The 16,170-nt window shown below is 49.8% G+C and carries 13 protein-coding genes and 1 other RNA gene; 11 read left to right on the forward strand and 3 right to left on the reverse strand.

Translation table 11 applies throughout. The features are described 5' to 3' along the window. Positions 1-246: 246 nt before the first annotated feature. The 3 genes from rnr to ssrA all read left to right on the forward strand — a co-directional run bounded on the left by rnr (position 247) and on the right by ssrA (position 4,435). On the forward strand, positions 247-3,042 hold the full coding sequence (gene rnr, locus PUR_RS00930) for a ribonuclease R (RefSeq protein ID WP_179037690.1): 2,796 nt from the start codon (positions 247-249) through the stop codon (positions 3,040-3,042). Positions 3,043-3,412: 370 nt separating this feature from the next. Continuing rightward, positions 3,413-3,892 carry an SsrA-binding protein SmpB gene (gene smpB / locus PUR_RS00935; protein WP_179033623.1) on the forward strand — a complete coding sequence of 160 codons (480 nt, stop codon included), beginning with the start codon at positions 3,413-3,415 and terminating at the stop codon, positions 3,890-3,892. 179 nt (positions 3,893-4,071) lie between these two features. Further along, positions 4,072-4,435, forward strand: a transfer-messenger RNA (tmRNA) gene (gene ssrA, locus PUR_RS00940). Here the strand turns inward: ssrA and PUR_RS00945 are convergent. Further along, on the reverse strand, positions 4,396-5,964 hold the full coding sequence (locus PUR_RS00945) for a recombinase family protein (RefSeq protein WP_179033624.1): 1,569 nt from the start codon (positions 5,962-5,964) through the stop codon (positions 4,396-4,398). The genes ssrA and PUR_RS00945 overlap by 40 nt on opposite strands. Before the next feature lie 65 nt (positions 5,965-6,029). Next, positions 6,030-6,203, reverse strand: a complete 174-nt coding sequence (locus tag PUR_RS00950; protein ID WP_179033625.1) for a hypothetical protein — start codon at positions 6,201-6,203, stop codon at positions 6,030-6,032. Between the two features lie 259 nt (positions 6,204-6,462). Here PUR_RS00950 and PUR_RS00955 point away from each other — a divergent pair, with 259 nt between their 5' ends. The 8 genes from PUR_RS00955 (at position 6,463) to PUR_RS00990 (ending at position 15,337) form a co-directional block, all read left to right on the forward strand. Next, the gene (locus PUR_RS00955; RefSeq protein ID WP_179033626.1) at positions 6,463-6,822 is read left to right on the forward strand and encodes a helix-turn-helix domain-containing protein; all 360 of its coding nucleotides are present in this window, start codon (positions 6,463-6,465) and stop codon (positions 6,820-6,822) included. A 2-nt stretch (positions 6,823-6,824) separates the two neighbouring features. Beyond that, a complete protein-coding gene (locus PUR_RS00960; protein ID WP_179033627.1) occupies positions 6,825-6,983 on the forward strand; it encodes a hypothetical protein in 159 nt (52 codons plus the stop codon). Next, positions 6,983-9,874, forward strand: coding sequence for a leucine-rich repeat domain-containing protein (locus tag PUR_RS00965; RefSeq protein ID WP_179033628.1), 2,892 nt, complete (start codon positions 6,983-6,985; stop codon positions 9,872-9,874). The genes PUR_RS00960 and PUR_RS00965 overlap by 1 nt, the downstream gene beginning before the upstream one ends. A 462-nt stretch (positions 9,875-10,336) precedes the next feature. Next, positions 10,337-10,636 carry a hypothetical protein gene (locus PUR_RS00970; RefSeq protein WP_179033629.1) on the forward strand — a complete coding sequence of 100 codons (300 nt, stop codon included), beginning with the start codon at positions 10,337-10,339 and terminating at the stop codon, positions 10,634-10,636. Positions 10,637-10,803: 167 nt separating this feature from the next. Then, the gene (locus PUR_RS00975) at positions 10,804-11,193 is read left to right on the forward strand and encodes a helix-turn-helix domain-containing protein (protein WP_179033630.1); all 390 of its coding nucleotides are present in this window, start codon (positions 10,804-10,806) and stop codon (positions 11,191-11,193) included. 230 nt (positions 11,194-11,423) lie between these two features. Then, the gene (locus PUR_RS00980; protein ID WP_179033631.1) at positions 11,424-11,783 is read left to right on the forward strand and encodes an HNH endonuclease; all 360 of its coding nucleotides are present in this window, start codon (positions 11,424-11,426) and stop codon (positions 11,781-11,783) included. Positions 11,784-11,849: 66 nt separating this feature from the next. Further along, entirely contained in the window at positions 11,850-13,487 is a 1,638-nt protein-coding gene (locus PUR_RS00985; protein WP_179033632.1) for a TOTE conflict system archaeo-eukaryotic primase domain-containing protein, read from the forward strand. Beyond that, positions 13,487-15,337, forward strand: coding sequence for a DUF927 domain-containing protein (locus PUR_RS00990; protein ID WP_232101657.1), 1,851 nt, complete (start codon positions 13,487-13,489; stop codon positions 15,335-15,337). Before PUR_RS00985 ends, PUR_RS00990 begins: the two co-directional genes overlap by 1 nt. A 364-nt stretch (positions 15,338-15,701) precedes the next feature. Here the strand turns inward: PUR_RS00990 and PUR_RS00995 are convergent, their stop codons facing one another. Continuing rightward, positions 15,702-15,971, reverse strand: coding sequence for a hypothetical protein (locus PUR_RS00995; RefSeq protein WP_179033634.1), 270 nt, complete (start codon positions 15,969-15,971; stop codon positions 15,702-15,704). Between the last annotated feature and the right edge of the window lie 199 nt (positions 15,972-16,170).

Below are 16,170 nucleotides of genomic sequence, written 5' to 3' on the forward strand. Positions count from 1 at the left end.
TCCTTAGGCAGAAACAGATGCGGGATAGAAGTTGGATTTCTAAGCAAGAATAACAATAAGAAGGACGGAACTTACCGAATCGCTATAAAATGGTGGAGGAAGCAGCGTCTTGTTCGAAACGGGATTTTGCAGCGGTGGGAAGGGATGCCGGGGATTGATTTCGTGTATACTAGGGTATGAAGTATATAAGACATAAAAGTACATACCAGCCGGCGGCCTGCGCCGCGGCGGGCCGAGGTGACGATGATGATAACACAAGAGAATCTGCTGGATTTCATGCGGGAAACCGCTTATAAACCGATGACTTACGAGGAATTGATTGACCATTTTCATTTTGCGGAAGAAGAGGTACTGAAGGAGTTTAACGTTCTGCTGAACTCCCTGGAGCAAGAAGGACGGATCGTGCTGACCCGTACCAGACGCTATGGCGTGCCGGAGCGGATGGACTTGCTGCGCGGACGTCTACAGGCCCATGCGAAGGGCTTTGCCTTTTTAATACCCGACGACCGGGAGCATCCCGACGTGTACATTCATGCCAACGATATCAAAAGCGCCATGAACGGCGATATCGTCCTTGTCCGGGTTACCTCGCGGAGCCATGCCGGCGGCCGGATGGAAGGTGAAGTCGTGCGCATTGTGCGCAGAGGCGTGCTGCAGACGGTCGGCGTGTTTCAGAATCTGGAGACTTACGGCTTTGTGCTGCCGGATGATAAGCGGATTAACCGCGATATTTTTATCCCGAAGGAATCGTTTAACGGTGCAGTCGATGGGGAAAAAGTCGTGGTCCGCATCGTAAACTATCCGGAAGGGCGCGCGGCGGCGGAAGGGGAAATTATCGAGATTCTGGGGCATAAGGATGATCCCGGCGTCGATATTTTGTCTGTCATCCGCAAGCATCAGCTGCCGGAGGCTTTTCCTGAAGAAGTCATGGCCGGAGCGAATGCCGCTCCCGATTCCATTACGGAAGAAGAAATCGTGGAACAGGGCCGCCGCGACCTGCGGGGCCTGAATATCGTCACCATCGACGGGGAAGACGCCAAAGACCTGGATGACGCGGTCAACGTCGCCCGTCTGGAGAACGGCCATTACAAGCTTGGCGTGCATATTGCCGACGTCAGCTATTATGTGCGCGAGAACTCGCCGCTGGATAAGGAAGCGTATGACCGGGGCTGTAGCGTCTATCTTGTCGACCGGGTCATTCCGATGCTGCCGCACCGTCTGTCGAACGGCATCTGCTCTTTGAATCCGCAGGTGGACAGGCTGACGATGTCCTGTGAGATGGAATTCGACGAGAATATGAAGGTCGTGAAGCACGATGTTTTTACCAGCGTGATCCGCACCAAGGAACGGATGACTTACACCAATGTACGCAAAATTCTGCTGGATGAAGACCCAGAGCTGCTGAAGCGCTACGCTCCCCTTATTGAGGACTTCCGGCTGATGCGTGAAATTGCGATGAAGCTGCGGGATGCGCGTATGCGGCGCGGCGCGGTCGATTTTGACTTCCAGGAGAGCAAAGTCATCGTCGACGAGAACGGCAAAGCGGTCGATATCGTAAAAAGGGAACGCTCTATCGCGGAGCAGATCATTGAGGAATTCATGCTGGCGGCGAACGAGACGGTGGCTGAGCATTTCCACTGGCTCAAGGTTCCGTTCCTGTACCGGATTCACGAGGACCCGGATCCCGAGAAGCTGCAGAACTTCATGGCGTTCGCGGCCAACTTCGGCTATCACGTCAAGGGACGGGGCAACTCCGTGCATCCCCGGGCGCTGCAAAAGCTGCTGGAGGATATTCAGGGAACGAAGGAGCAGACGGTCATCAGCACGATGATGCTCCGCTCCATGAAGCAGGCGAAGTACGACGCGGAGAGCACGGGACATTTCGGGCTGGCTGCCGAATATTATTCCCACTTCACGTCACCGATCCGGCGGTATCCCGACCTCGTTATTCACCGGGTTATGCGCGAGGTGCTGGAGGGCGGCGGGGCGCTCAGTGAGAAACGCCAAGAGTATCTGGCGAGCCGGATGCCGGACATCGCCCAGCAGTCCTCCGAGCGCGAACGCGTCGCGGTAGAGGCGGAGCGGGATACGGAGCAGCTTAAAAAGGCGGAGTACATGTTGGACAAGGTCGGCGAGGAATTCGAGGCGATGGTCAGCAGCGTGACCAGCTTCGGCATGTTCGTCGAGCTGGAAAATACCGTCGAAGGGCTGATCCGTCTGAGCAATCTGACGGATGATTATTACCACTTCGACGAGGGTCACATGGCGCTCATCGGCGAGCGCACCTCGAAGGTGTTCCGCATCGGCGACGAGGTGAAGATCCGCGTCGCCAAGGTGAACATGGACGACCACACGATCGACTTCGAGCTGGTCGACATGAAGCCGCGCGCGGCAGGCGAGCGCCGCAGCGGAGGCTTTGGCGGCGGCCGCGGAGGCAAGGGCGGGCGCGACCGCCGAGGCGGCCACAGTGCGCCGGCTGCCACTGGCGCCGGAGGCGGCAAGAGCCGCGGCGGCGGTAAAGGCGGCGGAGCCGCCGCCGGTGCGGGCGGCCGCGGCAAACGAGGCCGCGGCGGGCGCGTACTCGGCGCCGACCAGGCCGGAGGCGCCGCCGAGCGCAGCGGCGGCCGGGCACGCGGCGGCGAAGCGGCGGCCGGCCGGAGCAAAGGCAACGGCGGCTCATTGGCCGCTGGCGCAGGGCCGGGCGCTGGTGCGCGCAGCCCGAAGGGCGAAGCCGGGGATGCCGGCGGTTCCCGCGGCATCAGCTTCGGCTCCGGCAAGGGCGGCTACGGCGCCCCGCCAAGCGGGTCGAACGGCCGCGGTGACGTGTACACCGGCATCAACAGTGACACGAAGTTTCGTACCCGCGAGGACCTCGGGGGCGACTTCGGTGGCGCTGGAGCTGCAGGAGGCAAAGGCCGACGCAAGAGAAAATCGAAAAACGGCGTCTTTATCGGCGATTCCGTAACTCCGGGCAACGTCGAGGCCGCTGCCGACTTCGGTACTAAAAGCAGCGAAGGCAGGAAGCGGAAGAAGAAAAAATAAAGCTGGATCATTAAGCTTTTCATGACAATCAAAGCGCTGTGTCTCCCGGCGACGGGGACCGGCGCTTTTTTTACTGATAGATGCCCGACTATAAAGATGCCCTGACTTTAACCTGGCGTAAGGATACACGCTGAAAATCGGCAGCTTCTCGGCGATTTCATTGAGCCAACGATTTCTCCGACTGCCCGAAGTACTTTGAACCGTTCATTTTATCCGGAGCAAATGGGCGGAAGCAAACGCTTTTATCGTTCCTTGCTTTAGCAGGAGCGCTTTTGATACAATAGAAGTCAGACGTTTTCTGTTCGTTGAATTTGCATGCAGCAACAGCAGAGAAGAGACGCCGTAATTATCGGTTCAAGGAGTGATTGTCATGGGTAAAAAAGCAGATGGGAAACTGCTCGCCCAGAACAAAAAGGCTTCCCATGATTATTTTATTGAGGACACCTACGAGGCGGGCATGGTGCTGACGGGAACGGAGATCAAATCGCTGCGCAATGGCCGTGCGAATATCGGGGATGCGTTTGCCACGATCCGCGGCGGCGAGATTTTTGTGCACAATATGCATATCAGTCCATTCGATCAGGGTAACCGCGCCAACCCGGACGACCCAACGCGCACGCGCAAGCTGCTGCTTCATAAAGAACAAATCAGCAAGCTGCTCGGGCATTCCAAGCAGGAAGGGTACACGATTGTGCCGCTGAAAGTCTACGTCCGCAACGGCTACGCCAAGCTGCTGCTGGGCATCGGCAAAGGGAAGAAACAGTACGACAAACGCGACTCCGCCGCCAAACGCGATGCGCAGCGCGATATCCAGCGGGCACTGCGGGAGAAGCAGAAGGTCGCGAGATAAGACTGCCAAACTCCGCCTTTGTTTCCTGCAAGATCTATATGATTATGCTGCAAAATATGATATACTCTTTTATGTAAGACAAATGCTTCAGATTATCTTTTCGCCAGATGGCGGGAAGGATAATGGATACGGATCGCTCTTGCCGGCGATTCCCTTGATCCAGGAAGCCCTTTTAATGAGGGGCCGTTTTTGGATTCGACGGGGGTAGTTCGAGCATGGGTAGCGAGTAGTGGGGACGCGTCCGCTTCATCAACGCTAAAGCCAATTAAACGGCAAACAAAACAACAACTTAGCTTTCGCAGCTTAATAACCTGTGAGCTAGCTCCTACCTTCCATCGCCCATGTGGCGGGCTAGGGGCTCAACTTTAGTGGGATACGCCGCTTGGTCTCCGCCTGGGGTCAACGGAAGAAGATAATCAGGCTGACCCGAAGGGAATCCGGTGACAGGGAGTCTCTAGGGTGACATCAAATCTGTCACTACACTCGTAGAAGCTTATGTGGCGTTATCTTCGGACAGGGGTTCGACTCCCCTCGGCTCCATATTTTGAGCCCACATCAGCGAGTACCGGTAGCTTGAAATCGACCTCCACATGCTCGGCGTAGACAAGGATACGCTGAACATAGGTTTGGAAGAATCGCTTGAGCTCGGGAAAGTTCTTGTGGGCAATGGAATCTTTTAAGGAAAAGAGCAGTGATCGCAGAACATCTTCTGTGATTCCGGCTCTTTTTTCTTTTGTCATAAGCTTGGCCAATTCAACTTCTAGATTCGCTTTCTCGGCCTCCAGTATGTTCACTTTCTCCACAAATGAAGCTTGCGTGAAGCCTTGTGCGACTGCGTTGACGATGTTCGTGATTTGATCCGTGACGGCACGAAGTCGCTGTTCCAAGTTCGCTCTTTCCACAACGTCCTTGGTTTCAGCTTTCAGAATCTGTCTGTTGACCTGCTCGACAAGCTTCGGAATGTTCTCCTCGCTGAAGATATGGCTTTGCAAATAATCCAGAATGTAGCCCTCGATGTACTCCCGTCGAATCTCCTTGTTAGAGCAGCTTCGGGAATTGTCCTTCCTATTGCATCTGTAGGTCACGTATTTTAACTTGCTTCTGCCCGAATATTTGACATTGCCAGCCATGCCGGATTTCGCGCTGTGGAGTTTTTGACACTCTCCACAAAAGATCAATCCACTCAACAGGTACTGCTCTTTTGCCGTATAGGAACCCGAACGCCGCGTTCGATGATTGTCGGCAATAAGCTTCTGCACGGCCTCGAAATCAGCCTTACTTATGATTGCGGGTATGGCATCCTCAATTCGGATAATTTCGGAGTCATCCTTCTTCCGGTTGCTATTGCGCTTTCCTAAAGCATCCTTACTATCGGTGACATTATACAAATAAGTCCCGGTATACTTCTCTGTTCGAAGAATATCGTGGATGGTCGCTTTGCTGATGGGTCTTCCAAGGCGGGAACGGAATCCCTTTTGCTCAAGAAGCTGCGCAATCTGTTTGTAGCCATGCCCGGCGAGGAACTGCGAGAAGATCAGATCAACAATTGGACGTTCTTCATCGTTGATGACAAGCTTTTGTGCCTCTTTGTCCACCTTATAACCGATAGGTGGACGTCCCCCAGTATGTTTACCTTGCAAGGCCGTTTCTTTCAAACCTTTCATCGTTTCACGAGCCAAATTTTTGCTGTAATATTCCGCCATACCTTCTAGAACGGACTCCAGAATAACACTCTCCGGTGAGTTATCCAAGTTCTCCAGTACACTGACGAGAGATACCCCAGCAACACGTAATCTACGCTTGTATATCGCACTATCATATTTATCGCGGGAGAAGCGATCCATCTTATGAACGATCACGGCTGCATACAGCTTCTTTTCGCAATCCACAATCAGACGTTGGAATTCGGGCCTCCTATCCGAGGTTGCTGTCCTAGCCCGATCGATATAGGTTTCCACGACTGTGTACCCGTTTCTCTGTGCAAACTCCTCAATCGCCCTTACCTGGGCATCAATCGACTCATCCCTTTGGTTGTCCGAACTGTAACGGGCATAAACGGCAGCTTTCTTCATGTTCATCCTCCAAACTAAAAGAATTTATGTGAAATAGCAGGCCACGCTTCTGTACACGCAAGCTGCTATGAATTTTCATCGAGACTGATGAACTTCGCGAGTAATTCCCCTGCGGGGTGCCACAAGTTTGTGTCATCAAGCGGTTTATTGTTCTCCAATGAACTAGTTTGGTCTGGAGAATATTCTTGTTTATTCAGCTTTGTTCTCGAAATTCTGGTCTGCATCGTAACCATCCCCATCTGTATTCCTCCTCAGCAAACTGATCCGACGCTTCAATTGGTTTCAGTAATGTCTCCTAATTTACTTGGATTTTAACGCAAAAAATTTTTGCTGTGCAATTCCTCCCGTCAACCACGTTCGTAAGATGTTCGGATAACATTCCTTCTGAACAAGTCCCAAGTCGTGAGCGATTTTCTCCAAGAGCAGAACCCGATAAATTGCAAAAATTAATATCGATAGGATAAAATCCGGCGAAAACATCAAAGGGAGGATTGCCAAGTGGAAGTAATCAGTTTGAAGCAGTTCGCGGAGAGACAAGGAGTAAGCATGAGTACCGCTAGAAGATGGGTCCAGCAAGGTCTACCTTGCGCCAAGGCGACGAAGTATGGGAAATGTCTCATTGACGCAAAGAAAGCAAGAATGTGGGTATCGAAACTTAAGCAGAAACCATCCCCTGACTGCTTGTCGATCCAGCAAACCGCAGACTTTGCCGGGGTACACCGCAATACCGTCCGTAATTGGATGAGATCCAATGAAGAATTTAGAGAATCGGTCGTAATCGCCGGGAAGGCAAGCTATATGATTTCCAAGCAAAGACTGGAAACCTGGCTAGATGCGCGTAAGAAGGGAGACGAGTGAACATGCAGAGTTGGCTTTTGAATGCTGTAGAAAAGATGGCTTACCATCCGGAAGAGATGAAGGCGATTGGACTCCATTTCGTCATGCTGATTTTGATAGTGGGACTCACGCTTGAAGTGTCGATTAGTCTCTATCTCCATAGCAGAAAGGGGGGAGTGTAATGAAGCAAAGGATAGCTAAGGTGCTGATCAGCCTGTTATTACTAACATATGTTTTGCCTTTGCTACCGGCTGGAACAGCGACCGTGCTGCCAGTGTCTGTTTCAACCGTCATGGCAGATGTATACGACGATACGGCCCAGTTTCCTGATGCAAACCTGCGGCTGGCCGTTGCCACATGGCTCGGCAAATCGGTTACGGATACGGTCTACCAATCGGATATCATAGCCAAGCTGCCAACGGCGGGTTATACCTTTTCAGTTAACAACAAAGGCATTGCCGATCTTACAGGCATAGAGATTTTTGAAGGAACGGGGATTCAGTATCTGGATTTGGGCCGGAACTCGATCAACGACCTTTCTCCCCTAGCGAACCTGACCTCGTTGCAGCAGCTAAATGTCGAGAGTAACCAGATTTCCAGTCTTGTCCCTGTACAGAATATGGTGAATCTCAAGGCACTGAATGCCGGTTCCAACTCAATATCCGATTTGTCGGCAGTAAGTTCACTGACGGGGCTCACCGGCTTGGATGTGTCGAACAACGCGATAGCGGATGTAGCCTCTCTGGCGGGGATGGTGAATTTAACGAGCTTGAACCTGGGGCGCAATAACATAGCTGACATTGAGCCACTGTCTGTACTGATCGATCTCCAAACCCTGCAGCTTGGCTCTAATGCCATCTCGGATATCGCTCCGCTAAGCGGTATGACTAAGCTGCAAACTCTCTTTTTGGATATCAATAATATTTCAGACCTTTCTCCAATGGCCGGATTGGTTGAGATTACTTCTCTTAACATTGGCAGTAATAATGTTTACGACCTCTTGCCACTAAGCAACCTAACGAATTTGACTCAGCTTATCCTTTCCGCAAACAAGGTAGAGAATCTTGCTCCGCTGAGCGGCTTGACACAGTTGAGCAATCTGCAAGCTTCACAGAACCTGATTCATGATCTTTCCCCGCTTGCAGGTCTGGGCAACATAACGTATCTGAACCTCCAATATAACCCGATTGTAGATGTCACACCGTTATCCGATTTGACAAAGCTGAGCAGTCTGAATTTGAGCAATACCTTTCTGAATCCGTTCAGCGGAGAAGGGCAAACGGCAATAAACAGCATCGCTGTATCGGGAATAAAAAGGACTTCACCGGAAGTAAAGTACGGAGTTACCTCTGGCTCATCATTTCTCCAGTCGATTGAAATTGAAGTCGGGGAGACTCTCATGCCTCATTACGGGTTCTTGCAATCATTGGAGGGAACAAACTGGTCGAGCAGTGTTTCTTGGCATCAGACTTTCCGTGATTACTATGCTTCGACAGCGTCTACCTTTAGTTCCGCCGATCCCGCTATCGCCTCGGTAGACGCAAGTGGACCCATAACCGGCATAACGCCGGGAACTACCCAAGTCACTGCCCGATTGTTCGGCTGGTCTTCTGACTACACGGAGTATACCTTCGAAGTCGTGGTAAAAGAAGCATTGGCACCGAGTCCGACTCCAGAGCCAAGCTCTACGCCTACGCCGACGCCGGAACCCAGTGTGGGGCCAACGCCAACTTCAACCGTGACTCCAACGCCGACACCCACAGCCAGTCCAGATTCTTTGGGCTGGATCAAAGTCACTCCAAACAGTTCGGTGATTTTCGTAGGGGATTCTTTGCAGTACAAGGCAGAAGCGATGTTTACGGATGGAACCAGTCAAGATATTACGGATGTGGCCACTTGGAGCCTCGACAATCCAAGTATTGCCGATATCAACAAGGGGCTGCTGACAGCAAAACAATTCGGGAGTAGCGGAGTTGTTGCCACATGGGGTGGAAAATCGGGCGCAGTTGGACTCATGGTCAACAAGCTTTCTGTAACAAGACTTACGATTACTCCAGCGAACTCGACAGTAGGCGTAGGGGAGATGGTGCAGCTAAAAGCGTCGGCCCAATATTCCAACGGAAGCACTGCCGATGTTACCGATCAAGCTTTTTGGTGGGCAGTAAATAATATACTCACAGTTATTGACAATCATGGACTAGTTACCGGACTTTCTGAAGGAACTACAAACATTTGGGCGGCATGGAACGGCACAAACGGAGTGACAAGTCTCACGGTGACTGCTGGTGTGTCTCCTACGCCATCGCCAAGCGAGATGCCGAAGCCAAGTGCGACTCCGACACCCTCGCCAACCGCAACACCGGAGCCAAGTATTACTCCGACACCTATATTAACTCCAGAGCCTACACCTTCAGTTGAACCGACTGTAACCTCTACAGCCGATCCGATGGAGCCTATCCCCACTGAGAGTGTTGAATGTGTTCCTTCACCTTGGGCAACACCTCTGACGGATTCAACACCAAGTCCTACTGCTCCTATAGAGGACATTGTGCTGGCGGTACCTGCTACAGCAATGCCTCTACCTTCACAAGAAGTATTGAGTCCAGAACCTTCACCGTCAACAACAACAGAAATCGTAACCACGCTGCAGAATACACCACGTTGGACAGATGTAGTACAAACAATGGATGCTGTAGAGCACACGCCAAAGCCAGTGAAAAGTAACAACTTTGTTCATCCCAGTCCACCTGCAGCCACCCCACCGACAACTAACAAAGCGAAGGTTTCAGTCAAACAATCGATCACTAAAAATGCCCGTGTTAGAGAGGTTACTAAACATAGACCAGAGCCCAAAGAGAAACCGTCGCCCATTCCAAAGAAAGGGGCTATGGGAAGTTCAAAGCCGTTGATGGCTGAACATAAGCAAGAGCCTGCTACTGAGAAAAGGAAGTCTCTAGGGGGACGAGAGAAATCAGCCATTGGAGTTGTTGCAGTAATCGCTACGGGAATCCTTTGGATTATTCTTTGGGACAGAAAGAAGAAAAAGAAGGGGGACGAAGAGAATGGAGAATAAACGAATGGTTTATCGCGTAAGGGCGATCGGGCTTCTAATCGTGTCACTCATATTTCTTGTCGTTTTCCTCACAGACAGAAAGCTGGTTTTGTTCTCCCCACTGGCTTTCATTCCTCTCTTGTTTGCCGCCAGTTCCTCTCGGAGAGTGATGGGGAGTATTTTGAAATTACTACTAATTATAGTTATATGGTTAGGATTAATGATCGCTGCGAACGGTATCGAGAAGGTTAAGAGCAACCTTATCCAAGGGTACGAGCATATCAAGGGTAACAATGAGGATTGAAAACTTCCAAATTAATGGGGGGAAAATCGAGGGATTTTCAAACTTGTCAATAGGGTTCCCGTAAACGGCGCGAGCAGGGTCCGTAAATTCCATGAGGGGCGCTTTCATAAAATCATGTGATCAAATTGGTCTACGCAGGGACAAACTCTGCGATCCTATGGAAAGGCGGTTTGATAGCAATGACCAGAATTACGTTTTATGAAACAGAGGGATTTACAGGGAAAGGTTTAGTCTCCGGAGAAATCGTACAACTCGCCCAGATCGCTTTGGCGCGTTATGTCCAAAACAACAGCGAATATCTTACAGCGGTGAAAAGCGGCAAACGAGAGAATATCATCATAACGGACGGGAATGGAAACGAACTCAGCATCAGCCCGATCACACTCCAGCAAGACTTGGATGAAGATTTCTGGATTATCATCGACAACTACGGCCCGAACTCTGTGGAAGGAATACGGATCAATTTCCTTTTGCCTTAAGAATATTGAACCAAGGAGTTAGCGAGGGAGAACAGCGATTCTCCCTCTGCTTTTCCAACACAATCCCTTTAGCTGAAATCCAATATTTTATAAATTGTGTAATTAAATTCCGGTTCGATAGAATTCAGTATCAAATTTGAAGGATAATCCCACATGGAGGAATGGATATGAACGTTTATGGAGTAAATCAGATCGCCCAAGAGTTAGGTTGCAGCCCAATCACGATTCGGAGAATATTACGGCAACACTCTGATTTCCCGGCAAAGAAACTGCCGGGCATTGAAACCTACGAGTTCAACGTAGCAGATTGTAAGAATTGGTGGAAGCAGCATAAAGGCTCCAGCGAACGGACGGAGATCCCTTCCAATGCCGTGCAGCAAAACGAACTAGCTCGCAAGTTGGGAGTCAGCACTCGAATGATACAGATTTGGAGACAGAAAGGATTGGAGGCAACAAAAATAATGGATGGTACAGTGTGGATTGACCTGGAGAAAGCGCGGAGTTGGTTCCGCAAGCAAAGCGATGAACGGACAAAAGCATACGCCGAAAAAATTTAGTTGATTTCTAAGATAACCCCCTCATGTCAGGTAGCTAGAGTGAGGAAAAAAGAGCTTAGCTTGTCAAGTAGGCGACGGTAAGCGCAGCGGGCGTGTGCCAAGAAACGGCACTAAAAGAAGGTTGTTATAATCGGGTTCGAAAATTCCATAAAAAGGGCGTAGTATGAGTTTCAACAGGACGTACGGGCCCGTCGGACTGCAAAATTCAACCACATTTTGGAGGTAGTGAAATGGTCAAAAAGAAGCTCACTGAAAGTCAACAAGCATTGGTAGATGCTCATGCGGCAGGATACCGAGTCGTTGGGGGTAAGGTGAAAGATGGAAACGGAAACCAGGTGAAAGTAATCCGACCCCGAAAGGGTTATCCATTCTTCTTAGTAGATCGAGAGGGCAAATCATCTCAAATCATGTGCCATCGTATGTTGGCCTATCAGATGTTCGGACAAGAGATGTTCAGAAAAGGAATTGTCGTCAGACATTTGAACGACAAGAAAAACGATCTACGACGGATTAACATTCGTCTCGGGACTGCGAAACAGAACAGAGCCGATTGGAGAAGAAACCAAAAAAATATGAAAAAAGTTAGCTAAGGCTCTTGCGCTATTGAGAATTTGGTGGTGTATTCCCTATACCAAATAGAAAGGAGACCACTACCCATGACAATAACACCCATAGCCCAACAGATCAACCTCTTCATGAAATTGTTCATCCATCGAAGCGATGCTTTCATGCAGAAGAAGGTTGGACCAGGGTGGAAACCTGTTCGAGATGAAGGAAAGGATCGACCATTTGGAGAGGAAGTAGCCCTCTCCCACCTCGAAGGGCGATGCCGGTTAGGAATCTTTCCGCTGAAACCAGCCCCCGAGAACACCTGCATTTGGGTTGCGGCCGACTTTGATGAGAATGAGAACGCCTTTGATCAATCTTGGAAACTACACGAACAACTAAAAACGGAGGGGATTTACTCACTGGTCGAGCGTTCGTTCTCAGGAAAGGGGTATCATGTATGGGTGTTCATAGAGAAGCCCGTAAAAGCCCATGAAGCGCGTACTCTTTTACTCAATTCTTTAATCAAGGCCGAAATTCCTGTGAACGGTGAAGGCGGCAAGAAAAAACAAACTTCAAAAGCACTGGACCGATTATTTCCGACTCAGGACCAGACGTTGAACTACGGCAATCAAATTGGCCTTCCCCTTCAAGGGGAGGCCGTAAAATTAGGAAACTGCGTCTTTATTGACGCCAATCAACAGCCCTACCCCGATCAATGGGCCAAGCTTGAGGAGGCTTATGCGAACCGGGTCCCTGCCGACCACCCAAAACTTAAGGAACCAAGGCATTTATCGGCACCTGCGGTCCAAAGCACAAAGCCTGCAAATGCACTTGAAGAAGGACGTTGGTTGGAACTCGGGCGGTTAGAAGGACAGCTGGAACGAATACAGGGATGTGAAGCAATCAAGGCCAGTATCGCTGACCCTAATCAGTTTAGTAACACGACTTGGACAAGCATCCTATGCAATATTGCCGTGTTTGGTGAAGCTGGAAAAGAATTAGCCCACGAGGTAAGCCGGAAATATGACCGAAGTGTCATTGACAATGACCCGCGTAAAGTGTACTCGGAGGACGAAACAGATCGAGTTTTCTATAGTAAGATTGATCACTTACAACGTTCGGGAATCCCTCCGACCTGCAATTACCTAGAGGAAAATGGATGGGTCTGCCCAAGAAGAAAAGAGAAGACGTGTCCACTTAACATCATCGCTTTGTACGGAGCGCCACCAAGCTACAGTTATTACAATCCGGTGTTCCCCTTGACAGTAGAAGACCGGGAGCAACTGTACAAGTGGGAGCAAAGCGACGGTTATGAATCGTTCTTGAAGTTCTTCTCCGATTCAACGGACTTCGGAATAATTGAGAAGGGCAAAATTATAGGTAAGAAAGCAACGGGATACTGGATACTGAAGCATCTGCTTGGAGACACAAAACTATATGCCAAGTACCCAACTTGGAACAACCGGATACGATCCATCTGGTTTGAGTGGGGCGCACAAGACGAGGCTAATCGCTTCGAGGAGCAGTTGAATCAGATGAAAATGCCGTATGAGCGGACAGACCAAGCCTTCTGGCTTCTGCAAAACGGAGAAGAGTTCAGCTTAGGGGTAGGTAAAGAACTGATCAAGAGGATTGCAACGAAAGCAGAAATCACATTGGGCCAGCATTGGGACGATCCTCTCACTCTTGAAGATCCCTACCGGGTTGCCCCTTACTTTGGAAAATGGAGGGAGTACTACAAGTGATGGAAGAGACTAATCCGTTGGTGCAAATAATGAGCGAAATCGTTGAGGAACGCCCTGATTTGGCACTGCCAGTGACACTGAAGAGCGTCTTCCCGGCACTGCCTAACAACGTCGATCTGAATATCCCGGAAGGGTATACCTTCAGCCCTGAGCACGGCATTAAGATTGCGACAGCTCATGCGATTGAACCTGTTTATGGTTTTGTTATTATACCGACCGCTCTAATCAAAGCAAATGAAAACGACCAACAGCCAATGGTACTGCTTTACTTTTGGGATGATAAACGTCAGCAGTGGGAGAGGCATAAAACTTTAGTTGACTACCAAACTCTGACTTCGACCCGGGACATTACGAAAATCAACAAGATAATGCAGATTGTAGTGGATGAACAGCAAAGAGCACCACTTGCCCGATATTTTGCAGACTTTTGGAAGGCTAACGATCGATTGCAGGTCTTGCCAATTATTGTACAAAAACAGCGATGCGGTTGGTACGGCACCAACGAGTTTTATCCTTTCCTCATTAAAAACGAAGAATCCAATGTGAAGGCTAATAACAAGACGCTGATCTATGCCATTGGTGAAGCAGTGAAGTCTTTGCCGAAGGGCAACATGGCAGCGGCAAAACAAGTAATAGAAGAGCTCCAAAGCAATCCGGTATTCGCGGTATGCCTAGCCGGTTGCCTTGCCAGCGTTGTTGTTCCACTAATTCCAGGAAAACTTGACGAGAATATCGGGATTGATGTCGCTGGGAAAACCTCAAGCGGAAAAACGACCATTGAGAAGTTATCAGTTGACCTGGTGTACGGGTTGGGAGATCTTCTAAAACTGAGCTGGGCCAAATTAAAAGAAGCGGGAATATGGAACATGGCACGCGTAATCAACAATCTTCCATTTATCTTAGACGATACTCATCGGATGAAAGAACAACATGCAGGCATTCCACACGATTTGATCAACGGGCAAGAGGGGCCAAAAAGCATTCAGACTGAGGATGGTTGGGAAGGTAGAGACCCTAATAGTAGTCAGTACGAAGGGACGGCTTTTTTCAACGGAGAAATACCGACTTCTCGGATGGCACCAAAAGATTCGGCGGGGATTTATGGGCGGATATTCATAATTGAACATCCCCCGTTTCCCAAGGAGACAACTGGCAGTGAAGTGGAGAGTCTGAAAAAGAGAGGGCTCGACAATGCTGGACACTTTGCCAAGCCCTGGATCGAACATCTGGTAAAACTGGGTGCAGATAAAATATACCAGCAGGTAGAACAGCTCAACAATATCTTTGACTGCACAGAGAAAGACGCGCTTTACGGAAGACTGGCTACCAAGGCTCAAGTGCTGATCTTTTGCCTGCGGGAGTTCAACCAACTATTCGGCACTAAAATCGATGAGGACAAGATGATCGAACTCCTTAAGCAGTCGATGGATGTGCAAACGGAGAACGTCAATGTGGCAGACAAGCAGATGGCACTTATTGTAGAGAAAGTTTTTGAACAATTAGCAGGTCGGCCGTTTAATGAGAAGGATTGCATCTTGCTCAACTATGACAATGGATACCCGCTTTCCAGCAGACCAGATGTGTGCTATTGCAAAGAAAGCCACCTAATCATTAAAGGAACCACCCTAGAGGAGATTTTAAAAGAAGGTAATTATGTTAATGCTAAAGCAGTCTGCGCACAACTCCAGACTGCAGGATATCTGGAAAAATCCAGTGCCACAAAGCTGAAATACCCACCAGTCGAAGGTCTGAATAGTGATCAGGCCCGAATACAAGGATTCAAGTTCCTGTACAAAGACTTCGAAAAGTTTATTCCGAAAGATGAAGATGACGGCACCAAAAACGACTGAAACTAGGGGGAGCTGACGAAGCTCCCTCTTTTGCTGCTTCAGAAGAGGTGGCAGAAAGAGGGCCAAGGGGGGCCAAGGGGGGGCCAAGATAGGGGCCAAGTACTTGGAAACCGTAGAGAAGGAGTAGGATACAATAGGGCCAAAAGGGCCAAGCCAATTAAGAGGGGTTGAAAGCAGAACAGAATGATTCCTGGTTTTGTGCCGGGAAAGGTATACTTATTTGAGCTTGGCCCCTTGGCCCTTTCGCTTGCAACCCCTTAGCTAGGGTTCTCAAGGTTTGGCCCCCCCCTTGGCCCTATCTTGGCCCCCCCCTGGCCCTATCTTCGGTAAAACTTCTCGCTTCCTCGTTTCTTGTGCCGTTCCCTCAGTACTCCTCTGCCAGCAGGACGGTCGTTACGCTCCGATCCCGTTCGGTGACAACAAACACGCTCTTTTCCCAGATTCCGGAATAAGTGCTGACAATCCGTTCTCCATGTTCGATAGCCCAGTCGTTTAACTTCTTATCGGTATCGCTTACATTTCCATAGTTACTATGGGCATGGCAGTTTACTACGTAAATAACACCGTAGTCGCCGATCATTTCAAGTGCTCCCGGCGTGGCGATTACTTTGCCTATCTCAAACAATGGTTCCATGCTGCTGTTTCCTCCTTGTACTGCTAACGTTAGCAGATCCTATCACAGGAAAATTCAGCTGCGCAATTCCTATCATCATACGAATTTGTGCCTTCCAAGCCTCTGTAGCTCCGAGGTAGGGGGTCAAAGCTTGTTCAGGAAAAGGGCTCGTCAGCAGCGCTCAGTTCGAAGCGGTTTTGTTCACTTTGCGAAAAGCGAT

It is taken from the genome of Paenibacillus sp. URB8-2 (assembly GCF_013393385.1).
Lineage (GTDB): Bacteria > Bacillota > Bacilli > Paenibacillales > Paenibacillaceae > Paenibacillus_AQ.